At 72.5% G+C, this 15,524-nt stretch carries 16 protein-coding genes; 4 read left to right on the top strand and 12 right to left on the bottom strand.

Translation table 11 applies throughout. The features are described 5' to 3' along the window. Positions 1–2: 2 nt before the first annotated feature. The 8 genes from cysD to ACZ4VA_RS09250 all read right to left on the bottom strand — a co-directional run bounded on the left by cysD (position 3) and on the right by ACZ4VA_RS09250 (position 6,641). Complete coding sequence (gene cysD / locus ACZ4VA_RS09215) at positions 3–938, bottom strand: sulfate adenylyltransferase subunit CysD (protein WP_355780396.1); 936 nt, start codon at positions 936–938, stop codon at positions 3–5. After that, positions 935–1,516, bottom strand: a complete 582-nt coding sequence (cysC, locus tag ACZ4VA_RS09220; RefSeq protein WP_355780399.1) for an adenylyl-sulfate kinase — start codon at positions 1,514–1,516, stop codon at positions 935–937. The genes cysD and cysC overlap by 4 nt, the downstream gene beginning before the upstream one ends. Then, entirely contained in the window at positions 1,513–2,223 is a 711-nt protein-coding gene (locus ACZ4VA_RS09225) for a phosphoadenylyl-sulfate reductase (RefSeq protein ID WP_355780402.1), read from the bottom strand. The genes cysC and ACZ4VA_RS09225 overlap by 4 nt, the downstream gene beginning before the upstream one ends. Beyond that, positions 2,220–2,399, bottom strand: coding sequence for a hypothetical protein (locus ACZ4VA_RS09230; RefSeq protein ID WP_355780405.1), 180 nt, complete (start codon positions 2,397–2,399; stop codon positions 2,220–2,222). Before ACZ4VA_RS09230 ends, ACZ4VA_RS09225 begins: the two co-directional genes overlap by 4 nt. 31 nt (positions 2,400–2,430) lie before the next feature. After that, the gene (locus ACZ4VA_RS09235) at positions 2,431–4,122 is read right to left on the bottom strand and encodes a nitrite/sulfite reductase (protein WP_468080584.1); all 1,692 of its coding nucleotides are present in this window, start codon (positions 4,120–4,122) and stop codon (positions 2,431–2,433) included. 134 nt (positions 4,123–4,256) lie between these two features. Then, positions 4,257–4,340 carry a putative leader peptide gene (locus ACZ4VA_RS09240; RefSeq protein ID WP_316944184.1) on the bottom strand — a complete coding sequence of 28 codons (84 nt, stop codon included), beginning with the start codon at positions 4,338–4,340 and terminating at the stop codon, positions 4,257–4,259. Positions 4,341–4,492: 152 nt separating this feature from the next. Continuing rightward, positions 4,493–5,065, bottom strand: coding sequence for a GNAT family N-acetyltransferase (locus ACZ4VA_RS09245; RefSeq protein WP_355780411.1), 573 nt, complete (start codon positions 5,063–5,065; stop codon positions 4,493–4,495). A gap of 172 nt (positions 5,066–5,237) precedes the next feature. Further along, positions 5,238–6,641 (bottom strand): hypothetical protein, encoded by a 1,404-nt coding sequence (locus ACZ4VA_RS09250; RefSeq protein WP_468080586.1) that lies wholly within the window; start codon positions 6,639–6,641, stop codon positions 5,238–5,240. A gap of 182 nt (positions 6,642–6,823) precedes the next feature. On the opposite strand from ACZ4VA_RS09250, the gene ACZ4VA_RS09255 reads away from it, so the two are divergent. Then, positions 6,824–7,876 carry a M4 family metallopeptidase gene (locus tag ACZ4VA_RS09255; protein ID WP_356166966.1) on the top strand — a complete coding sequence of 351 codons (1,053 nt, stop codon included), beginning with the start codon at positions 6,824–6,826 and terminating at the stop codon, positions 7,874–7,876. A gap of 53 nt (positions 7,877–7,929) precedes the next feature. Here ACZ4VA_RS09255 and ACZ4VA_RS09260 read toward each other — a convergent pair whose 3' ends face one another. Together ACZ4VA_RS09260 and ACZ4VA_RS09265 are read right to left on the bottom strand one after the other, a co-directional pair. Beyond that, on the bottom strand, positions 7,930–9,204 hold the full coding sequence (locus tag ACZ4VA_RS09260; protein ID WP_468080738.1) for a GAF domain-containing protein: 1,275 nt from the start codon (positions 9,202–9,204) through the stop codon (positions 7,930–7,932). 339 nt (positions 9,205–9,543) lie between these two features. Next, on the bottom strand, positions 9,544–11,178 hold the full coding sequence (locus ACZ4VA_RS09265) for an acyl-CoA dehydrogenase family protein (RefSeq protein WP_356166963.1): 1,635 nt from the start codon (positions 11,176–11,178) through the stop codon (positions 9,544–9,546). Between the two features lie 17 nt (positions 11,179–11,195). On the opposite strand from ACZ4VA_RS09265, the gene ACZ4VA_RS09270 reads away from it, so the two are divergent. Continuing rightward, positions 11,196–12,365: a YihY/virulence factor BrkB family protein gene (locus ACZ4VA_RS09270; protein WP_356166961.1), complete on the top strand. Its 1,170-nt coding sequence runs from the start codon at positions 11,196–11,198 to the stop codon at positions 12,363–12,365. Between the two features lie 58 nt (positions 12,366–12,423). Here the strand turns inward: ACZ4VA_RS09270 and ACZ4VA_RS09275 are convergent, their stop codons facing one another. Next, positions 12,424–13,266, bottom strand: a complete 843-nt coding sequence (locus ACZ4VA_RS09275; RefSeq protein ID WP_356166958.1) for a Rossmann-fold NAD(P)-binding domain-containing protein — start codon at positions 13,264–13,266, stop codon at positions 12,424–12,426. A gap of 101 nt (positions 13,267–13,367) precedes the next feature. Here ACZ4VA_RS09275 and ACZ4VA_RS09280 point away from each other — a divergent pair, with 101 nt between their 5' ends. Both ACZ4VA_RS09280 and ACZ4VA_RS09285 read left to right on the top strand, forming a co-directional pair. Then, on the top strand, positions 13,368–14,303 hold the full coding sequence (locus tag ACZ4VA_RS09280; protein WP_468080590.1) for an AraC family transcriptional regulator: 936 nt from the start codon (positions 13,368–13,370) through the stop codon (positions 14,301–14,303). A 9-nt stretch (positions 14,304–14,312) separates the two neighbouring features. Beyond that, complete coding sequence (locus tag ACZ4VA_RS09285) at positions 14,313–15,002, top strand: helix-turn-helix transcriptional regulator (protein ID WP_356166952.1); 690 nt, start codon at positions 14,313–14,315, stop codon at positions 15,000–15,002. Positions 15,003–15,049: 47 nt separating this feature from the next. Here ACZ4VA_RS09285 and ACZ4VA_RS09290 read toward each other — a convergent pair whose 3' ends face one another. Then, positions 15,050–15,454 carry a VOC family protein gene (locus tag ACZ4VA_RS09290; protein WP_355786428.1) on the bottom strand — a complete coding sequence of 135 codons (405 nt, stop codon included), beginning with the start codon at positions 15,452–15,454 and terminating at the stop codon, positions 15,050–15,052. Positions 15,455–15,524 lie beyond the last annotated feature (70 nt).

Consider the following 15,524-nt stretch of genomic DNA (forward strand, 5'->3'; position numbering starts at 1 on the left):
CTCTAGAAGTACCCCTCGCGCTTGCGGTCTTCCATGGCGGCCTCGGACATCTTGTCGTCGGCTCGGGTGGCGCCGCGTTCGGTGAGCCGGGAGGCGGCGATCTCGGCGATGACGGCGTCCAGGTCGGTGGCGTCGGAGTCGACGGCACCGGTGCAGGACATGTCGCCGACGGTGCGGTAGCGCACGAGGCGCTTCTCGACCGTCTCGCCTTCCTTGGGCCCGCCCCACTCGCCGGGGGTCAGCCACATGCCGGCCCGCTGGAACACCTCGCGCTCGTGGGCGAAGTAGATGCCGGGCAGTTCGATGCCCTCGCGGGCGATGTACTGCCAGACGTCGAGCTCGGTCCAGTTGCTGAGGGGGAAGACGCGGACGTGCTCGCCGGGCGCGTGGCGGCCGTTGTAGAGCTGCCACAGTTCGGGGCGCTGGCGCCTCGGGTCCCACTGGGAGAACTCGTCGCGCAGGGAGAAGACGCGCTCCTTGGCGCGGGCCTTCTCCTCGTCGCGGCGTCCGCCGCCGAAGACGGCGTCGAAGCGCTCGGCCTGGATCTTCTCGGTGAGCGGGACGGTCTGCAGCGGGTTGCGGGTGCCGTCGGGCCGCTCACGGAGCTTGCCCGCGTCGATGTAGTCCTGCACGGAGGCGACGTGCAGGCGCAGGCCGTGGCGGGCCACGGTGCGGTCGCGGTAGTCCAGCACCTCGGGGAAGTTGTGGCCGGTGTCCACGTGCAGGAGGGAGAACGGCACGGGCGCGGGGGCGAAGGCCTTCAGGGCCAGGTGCAGCATGACGATGGAGTCCTTGCCGCCGGAGAAGAGGATCACCGGCCGCTCGAACTCACCCGCCACCTCGCGGAAGATGTGGACGGCCTCGGACTCCAGCGCGTCCAGGTGCGACAGCGCGTACGGGCTGTCCGTCTCCTCGGAGACAGTGGCTGCGGTCGTCATGCGAGACCCCTTTCGGTGAGCAGCGAGTACAGCGCCGCCGCGGACTCCTGCACGGTCTGGGTGTGGGACTCGATGCGCAGGTCGGGCGAGGCGGGCTCCTCGTAGGGGTCGTCGACCCCGGTGAGCCCGGATATCTCGCCCGCCGCCTGCTTGGCGTACAGCCCCTTCACGTCGCGTACGGAGCACACCTCGACCGGGGTCGCCACGTGCACCTCCAGGTACGGGGCGCCGCTCGCCCGGTGGCGCTCGCGGACCGCCTCGCGGCTGTCGGCGAACGGCGCGATCACCGGCACCAGCGCCTTGACGCCGTTGCGGGCGAGCAGGTCGGCCAGGAAGCCGATGCGCCGCACGTTCGTGTCGCGGTCCTCGCGCGAGAAGCCGAGGCCCGACGAGAGGAACTCGCGGATCTCGTCGCCGTCGAGGACCTCGACGCGGTGTCCCTCCGTGCGAAGACGCACGGCCAGCTCGTTCGCGATGGTGGTCTTGCCGGCACTCGGCAGACCCGTGAGCCAGACGGTGGCTCCGGTCGTCACTTGCTTCTCCTGCGTTTCCCGGGAGTCGGGCGTGGTCGTGGTCATCCGTGCAGCCCGCACTCGGTCTTGTTGCGGCCCGCCCAGCGGCCGGCGCGCGCGTCCTCGCCCTCCAGCACCCGGCGGGTGCAGGGCGCGCAGCCCACGGACGGGTAGCCGTCCGTCAGCAGGGGGTTGGTGAGGACTCCGTGCTCGGCGACGTAGGCGTCCACGTCGTCCTGTGTCCAGCGGGCGATCGGCGAGACCTTGACCTTGCGGCGCTTCTCGTCCCAGCCGACGACCGGGGTGTCCGCGCGGGTCGGGGACTCGTCGCGGCGCAGTCCGGTCGCCCACGCGTCGTACGCCGCCAGGCCCTGCTCAAGCGGCTGCACCTTGCGCAGCTTGCAGCACAGGTCCGGGTCGCGGTCGTGCAGCTTCGGGCCGTACTCGGCGTCCTGTTCGGCGACCGTCTGCCGCGGGGTGAGCGTGATGACGTTGACGTCCATCACGGCCTCGACCGCGTCCCGGGTGCCGATGGTCTCGGGGAAGTGGTAGCCGGTGTCGAGGAACACGACGTCGACCCCGGGGCGGGCGCGGGAGGCGAGGTGCGCTACCACGGCGTCCTCCATGGAGGAGGTCACGCAGAACTTCGTGCCGAAGGTGTCCGCGGCCCACCGGAGGATGTCCAGCGCGGACGCGTCCTCCAGGTCGCGTCCCGCCCGCTCGGCGAGGCTCTTGAGGTCCTCGGCCGTGCGATCGTCCTGAAGCGTCGTCATATCCCGTCCCCTCCAACGTCGTTGTGCTGGAAGCCCCGGGACAGCAGCCCGAGGAACTTCAGCTGGAAGGCTCGATTGCAGGCCCCGCATTCCCACGCCCCGTGGCCTTGCTCGCCGGGCCGCAGGTCCTCGTCACCGCAGTAGGGGCAGTAGAAGGGCGCCGCACGCTCGCTCATGCGCCGTCCTTCCGGTGGTCTCCGGTCCGGTTCACGACAGGGCCTCCTCGGAGGCGCGGGCCGCCCAGGTGGCGAACCGCTCGCCGTCCTCGCGCTCCGCCTGGAAGCGCTTGAGTACCCGCTCGACGTAGTCGGGCAGTTCGTCCGAGGTGACCTTCAGGCCGCGGACCTTGCGGCCGAAGCCGGCCTCCAGTCCGAGCGCGCCGCCGAGGTGCACCTGGTAGCCCTCGACCTGCTCGCCGTGCTCGTCGAGGACCAGCTGGCCCTTGAGACCGATGTCCGCGACCTGGATGCGGGCGCAGGCGTTCGGGCAGCCGTTGAGGTTGATGGTGATCGGCTCGTCGAACTCGGGGATGCGGCGCTCCAGTTCGTCGATCAGGGCGGCGCCGCGTGCCTTGGTCTCGACGATGGCGAGCTTGCAGTACTCGATGCCGGTGCAGGCCATCGTGCCGCGCCGGAAGGCGGAGGGCCGGACGGTGAGGTCGAGGGCCTCGAGGCCCGCCGTGAGCGAGTCGAGCTGGTCCTGCTCGACGTCGAGCACGATCATCTTCTGCTCGACGGTGGTGCGCAGGCGGCCCGAGCCGTGGGCCTCGGCCAGCTCGGCGATCTTCGTGAGGGTGGCGCCGTCCACGCGGCCGACCCTCGGCGCGAAGCCGACGTAGTGGCGGCCGTCCCGCTGCCGGTGCACGCCGATGTGGTCGCGCCAGCGGGCGACCGGCTCGGCGGGCGCCGGGCCGTCGACGAGCTTGCGCTTCAGGTACTCGTCCTCAAGGACTTGGCGGAACTTCTCGACGCCCCAGTCGGCGAGCAGGAACTTCAGCCGGGCGCGGTTGCGCAGCCGCCGGTAGCCGTAGTCGCGGAAGATCGAGATGACGCCCTCCCAGGCGTCCGCGACCTCGTCCAGCGGGACCCAGGCGCCGAGGCGCTGGCCGATCTTCGGGTTGGTGGAGAGGCCGCCGCCGACCCAGAGGTCGAAGCCGGGTCCGTGCTCGGGGTGTTCCACCCCGACGAAGGCGACGTCGTTGATCTCGTGGGCCACGTCCAGCAGCGGCGAGCCGGAGATCGCGGTCTTGAACTTGCGCGGCAGGTTGGAGAACGCCTTGTCGCCGATGAAGCGGCGGTGGATCTCCTCGACGGCCGGGGTGCCGTCGATGATCTCGTCCTCCGCGATGCCGGCGACCGGCGAGCCGAGGATCGTGCGGGGCGTGTCACCGCAGGCCTCGGTGGTCGACAGGCCGACGGCCTCCAGGCGGTTCCAGATCTCGGGCACGTCCTCGATGCGGACCCAGTGGAGCTGGATGTTCTGCCGGTCGGTGATGTCGGCGGTGCCGCGCGCGAACTCCTGCGAGATCTCGCCGATCACGCGGAGCTGAGCGGTGGTCAGCCGGCCGCCGTCGATGCGCACGCGCAGCATGAAGTACTTGTCGTCCAGCTCCTCGGGCTCCAGGATCGCGGTCTTGCCGCCGTCGATCCCGGGCTTGCGCTGGGTGTAGAGCCCCCACCAGCGCATGCGCCCGCGCAGGTCGTTGGGGTCGATCGAGTCGAAGCCGCGCTTGGAGTAGATCGTCTCAATGCGTGTCCGCACATTGAGACCGTCGTCGTCCTTCTTGAACTGTTCGTTGCCGTTGAGCGGGGTGAGGTGACCCACGGCCCACTGACCCTCGCCGCGGTGACGGCTCACCTTGCGGCGGGGCGCGGCGGGATTCTGCGGGGTGGCGGCCATGACTGATACGTCCTTCGGGACTACGGGACAGGCAGGAGAGCGGCTCTGACCTGCACATATGGGCACATACCGAAGTATGGGCGCGTCATTGCGCAAAGGTCACACAAGGGGAGATCTCGGCAGCGCTGGACTGATCAGCTCGCCGGACAGATGGCGCTGGACATGCGGCAGAGATCGACGTGTCGCCGACTCACCAAGGCAATCCCAGTTCCAGACATGACGGAAGCGTGTCACGGGGGTCTCGGGGGAGTCCACCATCGTCCGTCATGTGGACACCCTTGTCCCGAATCGCGAGACAAGGGTGTCGTCGATCACATCCGGGGCCTCCGCGCCCCCGCGACGGGAGGCCGTGGCCCCGGGTTCCGGCAGGTCACTCCACCCGCGCCCCGGGCCAGGGTCCGGGCGCGGGCACCTCCGGCTCCTCCTCCACCTTGGTGTCGAAGAGCGTGAAGCCGCGCTTCAGATAGTTGTCCATGGCGTGCTCGCCGTCCTTGCTGCAGGTGTGCAGCCAGACCCGCTTGGTCTCGGCGCGCCCCGGCCAGCGCCGCGCCAGGTCCCAGGCACGGGCGGTTCCGTACGAGAGCAGGTGGCCGCCGATCCGGCGGCCCCGGAAGGCGGGGATCAGCCCGAAGTAGGCGATCTCCACGACCCCGTCGTCCTGCGGGTCCAGCTCCACGTATCCGGCGGGCGTCCCGCGGTCGTAGGCGACCCAGGTCTCCACGCCCGGCCGGTCCAGGAACTCCCGCCACCGCGCGTACGTCCAGCCGAGCCGGTCGGTCCAGCGGATGTCCCCGCCGACGGAGGCGTACAGGAAGCGGCTGAACTCGGGTGAGGGCACCTCGGAGCGGACGATGCTCACGTCGGCGCCGGGCGCGGCCGCGGGCAGCAGGTCGGCGGGGGCCGTCTGCTCCAGGGACCAGGTGGTCACGGTGACGTTGCTCATGCCGGCCAGGGAACCATGGAGCGCCCCCCGCCTCCAAAAGCCGGCACGGGACCCCGGACGGCACCCGCCACCCAGTACGAGGCCCGCCGTCCCCCGGTCGAGAGAGCCGCTCACCGGCGAGCCCGGCCGCTGGTCCAGGGAGCCGTTCAGCGACGACGGACGACCCCGTCCGCTAGTCCAGGGAGCCGTTCACCGACGACAGGGGGACGGCGTACAGCACGCGTTCCGGGATGGCGGTCGGCTCCCAGGCGTTGTCCTTGTTCGCCGCCCACTCGGTGAGCGTCCACAGCTCACCGGTCTCCGTCCAGTAGGACAGCGACTCCGTGTGCTGGCCCCAGCAGGCGTGCGACTGGTCGGCGGTGCAGCGGGCCGCGGCGGCCCCGCTCGTGTTCTGCCGCCACAGGGTGCCGTGGGTACCGCGGCTGCCCGGCGCCTGACCCAGGTACCAGTCCGGTGTGCTCGCGCCGTCCGCCCGGTGGGAGAGCGCGCCCTGCACCCCGACCGCCTTGGTCTCGTAGGCCTCGTCGGCGTCCACCAGGCCGCCCGCGCCGGTGCCCAGCAGGCCGGTGCGGTCGCTCGCGGTGCTGTAGTGGTAGCGCCACAGGCGGGCCGGCTGGGTGCCGCCGGAGCTGAACCACTCGTTGGCGACCAGGCTGTCCGGGGTGGAGGTGCGGTCCAGCGAGACGGAGGCGAGACAGGGGACCGCGTCGTCGTGGCTCGCGGTGCAGGCGCCGCCCGTCAGGTTGTACGAGCCGATGGCCGGCAGCACGTACTGGTAGCCCTTGGCCGAGTAGCCGCCGCTCACCTTGCCGATCGCGCTGCTGTCGACGCTCGCCCGGAGGATGCGGCGCATGTCGAAGACGAACAGGGCGTTGTCGTGCTCGGCGCCGTTCTTCGCGGTGACGATCAGCTTGTCCTGGTACCAGACCATGCCGCCGAGGTGGGAGCGGACGGCTCCGAAGTCCGCGCCGCCGCTCAGCGGAGCGACCAGCAGCACCCAGCGGTACTTGAGGTCGTCCGGGTCGTTCGCGTCGATGAAGGCGATCCGGGCCAGCCCGGTGTCCTCGGGCAGCTCGCCCGCCTTGTGGTCGTTGTGCGTCCAGCCGGCCAGAATGACGCGGTCCTCGCCCCACCTGCCGTCGTCGTCCGCGTCACCGGAGGTGGTCACCGACTGCGGCAGCCACTTCTGGGTCGTGGCGTCCCCGCTGTCCCAGCAGTACGCGCGGGAGGCCTCGAGCTCCACGGGCAGGGCGCCGGTCTCGGTGCCGGCGCACTGATCCCTGTCGCGCATCGGGTGGTTGGCGCTCTGCAGCACGCCGTGGACGCCGACGTTGCCGCCCATGTTCGCGGTGAGGGTGTCCAGAGTCTTCTCGGAGACCAGGTTCTCGTGCAGCTGGAGCTTGCCTATCTCGGCGGACGAGGTGAGCGGGGTGAGCGCGCCCGGATCGTCGCCGCCGGTGGCCTGCGAGGTGCTGATCAGTGTGGCCGCGGCGGTCAGGGCGAGCGCGGTCCCGGCCAGGGTGGCGCGCAGCGCCTGGCCCCTTCTCTTTCGACGGTGCCTGCCGCGCTGCTTCATGCATCCTCCCGGGAAGGCCAACTGCCCCTCATGGTCCAGACATTGAGCGAGGGGCGTGCGGGGTGGCCCGTGAGAGGGATGCTACGGCAGAGAGCACCGAGCCTGGTCAAAGACGGGGGAATACGAGAAGATCCGCAGCGCGACGCCACCCCCCGCACCCACTCCTGACCCGGAGGATGTGCATGAATCGCCGGCTCTCCCGCCGCACACCCCGCGGCCTGCTCGCCGCCACCACGGCCGCGCTGGCCCTCACCAGCGTCACGGCCCTCGCCTCGGCCCCGGCCTCGGCGTCGGCCGATCCCGAGGCCCGTGTCTTCATGGTCAACCCGGTCCAGTCGTCCGGTGACCAGACGCTCGCCGACGCCAAGGACTCGGCGTCCGCGGTGCCATCCTCCGCGTACGCCCGGGCCGCGCTGCGCAACCTCGACGCGTCCGGCGGCCTGTCCGGCCGGTGGGCCTACGTCCGCTCGGACACCGGCACTTCGGCGAGGATCGCCGACGTCGGCTCGTACACCCGCAAGGACGACCAGTTCGAACAGGTGATGGCGTACTTCTGGGTCAACGAGGCCCAGGAGTACCTGCAGAGCCTCGGCTTCGGCAGCGAGTTCCCCGGAGCCAACGACCGCGCCCAGCCGGTCCGCATCAACCAATGGGGCGCCGACAACTCCTTCTTCACCGACAAGAAGGCCGAGATCCGCTTCGGCAAGGGCGGCGTCGACGACGCGGAGGACGGCGAGGTGATCGTGCACGAGTACGGTCACGCCGTGCACAACGCCCAGGTCCCCGGCTTCGGCGCGTCGGAGGAGGCCGGCTCCATCGGCGAGGCCTTCGGCGACTACCTCGCGGTGGCCGTCGGCGAGCACGCGGACGCCCGGTACGGCTGGCCCCGCCGGGCCGACCTCGCCTGCGTCGCCGACTGGGACTCGGTCTCGTACACCTCCGCGGCGCCGCACTGCCTGCGCCGGATCGACGGCGACAAGGTGTACGGCGACAAGGTGGGCGAGGTCCACGCGGACGGGGAGATCTGGTCCCGGGCCCTCCTCGACATCCGCAAGGCCCTCGGCGCCCGGACGGCCGACCGGATCATCGTGAACGCGCAGTTCGGGTTCGCCCCGGACACCAGCTTCCACGACGCGGCGCTGACCACGGTCGCCACGGCGCGGAAGATGTACGGCAGCTCGGCCGCGGCCGCGGTGCGGGCCGCCTTCCAGGCCCGGGAGATCCCGGGGGTCTGAGCGCGAAGGCACGGCGGCCGCGCGTCCTGCGGCCGCCGTACCCGCCCGGACTCTCAGCGCTGCCGGGCCGTACGCGCCTCGACGATCGCCGGAGCGGTCGAGTGGGGCAGCAGGTCGAGCGGGTCCTCGGGGAGGAGGAGTTCGACCCCGGAGACGTCGCAAAAACGATACGGCTGGTGTTCCAGGAACGCCCCGAGATACCTCCTGACGCGGGACATCTCGGCACGTACCGTCACCGTGCGGGCCGGGTCGCCGAACATGTCGTCGGCCAGCCCGGCGGCGCTGCGGCCGGCCGGGTGCAGCGCCAGGAGGTACAGCAGCTCCGCGTGACGAGGGCTCAGCTCGTGCGTCCAGGAGCCCGCGTCACCCGACACCGTCACCCTCCGGCGGCGCGGGTGCGCGAGGTCGAGCACGATCCGGGTGGCCTCGCGCGGCACCGGCTCGTCCTCGACCCGGATCAGCCAGCCGCCCGGCAGGGACTCCATCGCGCACAGGCCGAGCGCCGGCAGCCGGCGGGGGCCGTCCCCGCCGAGCGAGGCGGGCAGCGCCACCCGGCTCGTGTACGGCATTCCGGTCACCGCCGCCGTCCAGCCGTCCCGGTCCACCACCACGGCACGTCCGTCGAGCCGCGCCAGCATCGGCGCCGCCACCGCGCGCAGCCGCTCCAGCGAGCTCTGGTGCAGCTCCCGCAGCCGCGCCTGGGCCAGCTTGGCCACCGCGTCGACCAGCGCGAGCGTGGCCGGATGCATCGTCTCCAGCGGCCCGCTCACGTCCACCGCGCCGACCAGGCGGCCGTCGCGCGGATCGGTGATCGGGGCGCCGGTGCACGTCCACGAGTGATGGGTACGCACGAAGTGCTCGGCGGAGAACACCTGTACGGGGGCACGGGTGACCAGCGGGGTGCCCACGCCGTTCGTACCGACGACGTCCTCGCGCCAGTCGGCGCCCACCTCGAAGCCGTGCCCGTCCGCCTTGCGCAGCACCGACGGACTGCCCTCCCGCCACAGCACCCGGCCCTCCGCGTCCGCGACGACCATGATGTGGTGCGCCGTGTCCGCGACCGAGAGCAGACCCTCGCGCAGGACCGGCAGCACGTGCCGCAGCGGCGAGTTCTGCCGCCGGTGCTCGATCTCCTCCCTGCTGAGCAGCCCGGCCCGGAAGTCGTGGTCGGGATCGACGCCGCTGCGCAGCATCCGCTCCCAGGACTCCTCGATGACCCGTCGGGGCGCCACCCGCGCGCGTTGCCCCGACAGAGCGGCACTGTGCACCTCGCTGAGCACACGTGCCGCCCGCGCTGCGTCCCGGGCGGCGAGCCGTGTCATGTCCATCGTCGAGTGCGCCACCGGATCCTCCTGCATGAGCCTTGCGGCAGCCGGCTTCCGAACCCCTTTTCGACCAGGGGCGGAGCCGCGCCGGCTGCCGCTCTCATAGTGCAGCCCAGCCGCCCCGGAGGGACACGATCCGCCCACAAGCAACCCCCGGTTGCAACCCCCTGCAACTCTGGCGAACCGTCGTACCGTGTCCGAAACTTGAGCGGCGCCGCCCGTGCGGCGCCGTGCTCCTCCAACGGGGCCCGCGGAGCGGGGGTGGTGCCGTGTCGGCGCAGCACCACCCCCGCCCCTCGTACCGCACCCCGGGGGAGCCGCCCCCGGCGTACGGACGGGCGGTCAGCTCACCGGCCGCGCCCGCTCCACCACCGAGGCCAGGTCCAGGCTGTGCGGCAGCGTGCCGAACGCCGAACCCCAGTCGCCGCCCAGCCGCGAGGCGCAGAACGCGTCGGCGACCTCCGGCGGCGCGTACCTGACCAGCAGCGATCCCTGGAGCACCAGGGCGATGCGCTCCACGACCCGGCGGGCGCGGGCCTCGACCCCCTCCAGATCGGCGAGCTCCGTCAGCAGGTTCTTGATCGCGCCGTCCAGCCGGTGGTCGGCGCCTCGGGCCTGCCCCACCTCGCGCAGGAAGGCGTCCAGCGCGCCGGGCTCCCGCTGGAGGGCGCGCAGCACGTCCAGCGCCTGCACGTTGCCCGCGCCCTCCCAGATCGAGTTCAGCGGCGACTCGCGCAGCAGCCGGGGCATCCCGGACTCCTCGACGTAGCCGTTCCCGCCCAGGCACTCCAGCGCCTCGACCGCAACCGGCGTACACCGCTTGGTCACCCAGTACTTCGCGGCCGGCACCGCGAGCCGCAGGAACGCCCGCTCCTGCTCGCCGCCGTCGTCGTAGGCCGCGGCCAGCCGCAGCGCCAGCGTGGTCGCCGCCTCGGACTCCAGTGCCAGGTCCGCCAGGACGTTGCGCATCAGCGGCTTGTCGATCAGGGCGCCGCCGAACGCCTCGCGGTGGGCCGAGTGGTGCACGGCCTGCGCCACGGCCTGCCGCATCAGCGACGCCGAGCCCAGCACGCAGTCCAGCCGGGTGGCGGCGACCATCTCGATGATCGTGCGCACCCCGCGGCCCTCGTCCCCGACCCGGCGCGCCCAGGTCCCGTCGAACTCGACCTCGCTCGACGCGTTCGACCGGTTGCCCAGCTTGTCCTTGAGCCGCTGGATGCGGAACACGTTGCGCGTGCCGTCCTGGAGCACGCGCGGGACGAGGAAGCAGGTCAGACCGCCGGGGGCCTGGGCCAGCACCAGGAAGCCGTCGGACATCGGCGCCGAGCAGAACCACTTGTGGCCGGTCAGCTCGTACGTCCCGTCCTCGGCGAGCGGCCGGGCGGCCGTCGTGTTGGCGCGGACGTCGCTGCCGCCCTGCTTCTCCGTCATCCCCATCCCGAAGAGGACGCCGGCCTTCTGGTCGGCGGGGCGCAGCCCCTGGTCGTAGACGGTGGACGTCAGCCGCGGCTCCCATTCGGCGGCGAGCGCCGGGTCCGTGCGCAGCGCGGGCACCGCGGCGTGGGTCATCGACAGCGGGCAGCCGTTGCCCGCCTCGACCTGCGTCCAGATCATGAACCCGGCCGCGCGCCGGACGTGCCCGCCGGGACGGGACCAGGCCGCGGTCAGACCGGCCGACACGCCCTTGCCGAGGAGCCGGTGCCAGGACGGATGGAACTCGACCTCGTCGACGCGGTTGCCGTAGCGGTCGTGGGTGCGCAGCTTGGGCGGATGCTCGTTGGCCAGCGCACCCCACTCCAGTACCTGCGCGGAACCGGACGAGCGCCCGAGGCCCGAGAGCTCCTCCCGCGCCTCGTCGAGGAGGCTCGGATCGAGGTGCCGTTCGACCCCCTCCACGAGGGCCCGGTCGGCGGCAAAGACGTCATATCCGACCAGGGGCGGAGCCTGGTTGGTCACGGTGTGGGTGGTGGCTGCCATACGGATACGGTAAGGACGTGCACCAGGCAAAAGAAACACCTGAACGGCCACCCTCCGGCCGTCTTCACCGCGCCAAGGCGCTGTACCGGAACGTGTCGAAGCGCAGGACCGCCTGGCTGCTGCTCAAGGACACCGTCAACTCGTGCATGGAGTACCGGATCCTGGGACTGGCGGCGGAGGCGGCGTTCTTCACGCTGCTGTCCGTGCCGCCGCTGCTGCTGAGCATGATCGGACTGCTCGGCTACGTGGACGACTGGACCGGCGCCGACAGCATCGCCGGCCTGGAGAACAACCTGTTGGAGGCGTCCCGCACAGTCCTCTCCGACAAGGGTGTCACCCAGATCGCCCAGCCGATCCTCGACGACGTGATGAAGGGCGGCCGGCCCGACGTCATCTCCCTCGGCTTCCTGTTCGCCCTGTGGTCGGGCTCCCGCGCGGTGAACGTCTTCATCGACACCATCACCGTCATGTACGGCCTCGACGGCACCCGCGGCATCGTGGCAACCCGCGTGATGTCGTTCCTGCTGTTCATCGTGGCGCTGCTGATCGGCTCGATCGCGCTGCCGCTGATGGTCGCGGGCCCCGATGCCGTGGTGCAGATCGTGCCCTGGTCGACGACCGTCGTGCAGATCCTGTACTGGCCCGTCGTCATCGTGCTGTCCATCGTCTTCCTGACGACGCTCTACCACGTGTCCGTGCCGGTCCGCTCGCCCTGGATCGAGGACGTGCCGGGCGCCCTGGTGGCCCTCGCCATGTGGGTGCTGGGCAGTTTCCTGCTCCGCATCTATCTGACGAACACGGTCGAGGGCCCCACGATCTACGGTTCGCTCGCCGCGCCCGTCGCCGTTCTGCTGTGGATCGGCGTGTCCGCCTTCGCGGTGCTCGTGGGCGCCGCCGTCAACGCCGCCATCGACCGGGTCTGGCCCGCAGCAGCCACGGCCGCCGCCCGCGCCGCCAACGAGCGCCTGCGCGAGGCCCAGGCCGCGGAGTACGTCGCCCGCGCGTCCGCGGCCCGCCACGGCGACGCCGACCCGGACCCGGACGACCCGGACATGCCCTCCGAGTTCCCCGAGCGCTGGTCCCGCTTCCTGCCCCCGGAGGACGTGACCTCGCGGCTGCGGGCGCACGTCAGGAACACGCACCACCACCCGCACAAGCACGAGGACGAGACACCCCCCGAGGAGTGAGCCCCCGGCGGGAGGTGCGGAGCCGCGCCGCCGCCGGAGGCGAGCGCGCCCGCCGCGGTCAGGTCTTCCAGACGCCCGCCGCCGCGGCCTCCCGCGCGAAGTCCGCGAAGTCCCGCGGCTCGCGGCCCAGCACCTCCCGGACCCCGTCCGACAGCTGGGCGTTGCGGCCGTCCAGCAGACTCCCGAACAGCTCGACGAGGAACTCGGCCTCCTCCGGCGGCACCCCGAACCCCGCGAGCCGCTCACCGTAGGCGCGCGCCGTGACCGGCGTGTACGTCAGCTCGCCGCCCGTCGACGCCGCGATCTCCGCCACCGCCTCGCCGAAGCCCAGCAGCCGCGGCCCCGAAACGGCGATCTCCCGGCCCGCGTACCGCTCGCCCGCCGTCAGCGCGGTCACCACCACCTCCGCGATGTCCCGCACGTCCACGAACGGCTCCCGCACCTCGCCCGCCGGGAACACCAGCCCGCCGTGCCGCAGCTCCTCCACGAGCGGCCCCTCGCTGAAGTTCTGCGCGAACCACGCCGCCCGGACGATCGTCCACGCGGCCCCCGACTCCCTCACCGCCTCCTCGGTCGGCAGCGCCCGCTCCTCGCCCCGTGAGGACAGCAGCACCAGCCGCCGCACCCCGAGCCCGACCGCCTCCCGGGCGAACGCGCCGATCGTCTCCGCCGCCGACGGGGCGCCCACGTCCGAGGGGTGGACGAGATAGGCCGCGTCCGCGCCCCGTAGCGCCCCGGCCCACGTCGACCGGTCGTCCCAGTCGAAGCCGTGCGCCCGCGACGCCTCCCGCACCCCCAGGCCCGCGGCCCGCGCCGCCTCCGCGACCCGGCGGCCGGTACGCCCCGAGGCCCCGGTGACCAGCACCGTCATGTCCTTCGCCCGTGCCCTGTTCTCCGTCATGCCGTCAGTCAACCGCCGGACCGGGAAGGGGACCATGGCCGAGCGGCTCGTCCCCATAAGCGGACGTCCACGGCGGCTTCCGCGCCCTCTACGCTGACGCCATGGACGCTCTCGCAGGCCTGCTCGACGGTCCACGCGCGCGTGGCGCCTTCATGATCCGGGCGAGCTTCGACCCGCCCTGGTGCGTGCGCGTCGAGGACGGCGCCCCGCTCACGGTCGTGCTCGTGGTCCGCGGCGAGGCCAGGGTCGTGCCGGACGGGGGAGAAGGGGTGGCGCTGCGGGCCGGCGACCTCGCCATCGCGCGCGGACCCGACCCGTACGTCTGCGCCGACGACCCGGACACCCCGCCGCAGGCCGTGATCCTGCCGGGCGGCGTCTGCACCTACCCCGACGGGCGCTCCCTGCGCGGGCAATGGGATCTCGGGGTGCGCAGCTGGGGAGACCGGGCGGACGGCTCGACCGTGCTGCTGATCGGCACCTACATGATGCGGGGCGAGATCAGCGGACGGCTGCTGGACGCCCTGCCGCCGCTGCTGTCGCTCACCTCCGACGTCTGGGAGTGCCCCCTGACCCCGATCCTCGCCGCGGAGATCGTGCGCGACGAACCCGGCCAGGAGGTCGTCCTCGACCGGCTCCTCGACCTGCTCGTCATCGCCGCCCTGCGCGCCTGGTTCTCCCGCCCGGACGCCGGGACACCCGCCTGGTACCGGGCGCTCGCCGACCCGGTCGTGGGCCGGGTGCTGCGGCTGGTCCAGGACGACCCGGCCCACCCCTGGACGGTGGCCTCGCTCGCCGCCGAGGCCGGGGTGTCGCGCGCCGCGCTGGCCCGGCGCTTCAGCGACCTCGTCGGCGAGCCCCCGATGACGTACCTGACCGGCTGGCGTCTCGCCCTAGCCGCCGACCTGCTGCGCGACGGCGGGGAGACGATCGGCGCTATCGCCCGCCAGGTCGGGTACGGCAGCGCGTTCGCCCTGTCCAGCGCCTTCAAGCGGGTCTACGGCGTCAGTCCCCAGGAGCACCGGACCGGGGCGGCGTAGCCTGGCCGGGTGTACGAGGAGCGGGCGTCCCGGCTGGCGGGCGCCGTCGTCTGGTCGCACGGCGGGACCGGCGACGCGGCGCGGCCCGTGCTGCCCGACGGCTGCATGGACCTGCTGTGGAACGAGGGGCGGCTGCTGGTCGCCGGACCCGACACCCGCGCGTACGTCCCCGAGGGCGCGGCGGGCCGCTGGGCGGGCGTGCGGTTCTTCCCCGGTACGGCGCCCGCCTACCTGGGCGTCCCCGCGCACGAACTCAGGGACCGGCGGGTGGAGTTGGCCGACCTGTGGCCCGCCGTCGAGGTGCGGCGCCTCACCGGCCGGATCGACGCCGCCGCCGACCCGGTGACCGCGCTGGAAGAGGTCGCCCTGGAGCGGGCGGCCGGAGCCGGGCCGCCCGACCCGCGCGTCCGGGAGGTCGTGGCGGCCCTGCGGGCGGGGCGCTCGGTCGCCGCGGCGGCGGACGGACTCGGTCTCGGCGCCCGCCAGTTGCACCGCCGTTCGCTGGCCGCCTTCGGGTACGGGCCCAAGACGCTGGCCCGGGTGCTGCGGCTTCAGCGGGCGCTCGCGCTCGCCCGCGACGGCGTGCCGTTCGCGGAGACGGCGGCCCGGTCCGGTTTCGCCGACCAGGCCCATCTGGCTCGGGACGTACGCGAGTTGGCGGGCATGCCGCTGAGCGAGCTGCTGGCCGGCGCCCCTTAGCTCCCGTACGGCCTTGTGCGTCGTCGCCCCGCGGGGGTCTCGCGGGCTCACTCCGTGGCGGGGAGGTGGGCGAAGAGGTCCACCCCGTTGCCGTCGGGGTCGTGGACGACGGCGTAGCGCATGCCCCAGAAGGCGTCCCAGGGCTTCAGTTCGCCGTGGTGGCCCGCGTCGACCAGCTCCTGGTAGAGGGAGTCGACCTCCGCCGGGCTGTCGCACAGGAAGGCGAGGGAGACCCGGCCGCCGCCCCCGGCGGGCGGCCGCCATCCGGCGTGGAAGGAGCGGATGGTCTCCTCGGTGTCGAGCGCCAGCCGCAGGCCGCCGGGGAGTTCGGCCTCGGTGTGCGGCAGGCTCTCGGAGCCGTCGGGGAAGACGAGCCCGAGCCGGCGGTAGAAGGCGAGTGCGGCCGCCATGTCGGAGACGGCGACGCCGATCACATCGAAACGTGGAGTCATGCGATCACCGTAGGCGGACGGGCGTCGACCGGTCTTGAAGGAATCGGACGCCTCCGTGACCTGCCCCGCG

The sequence above is a fragment of the Streptomyces sp. NPDC028308 genome (genome assembly GCF_055565855.1).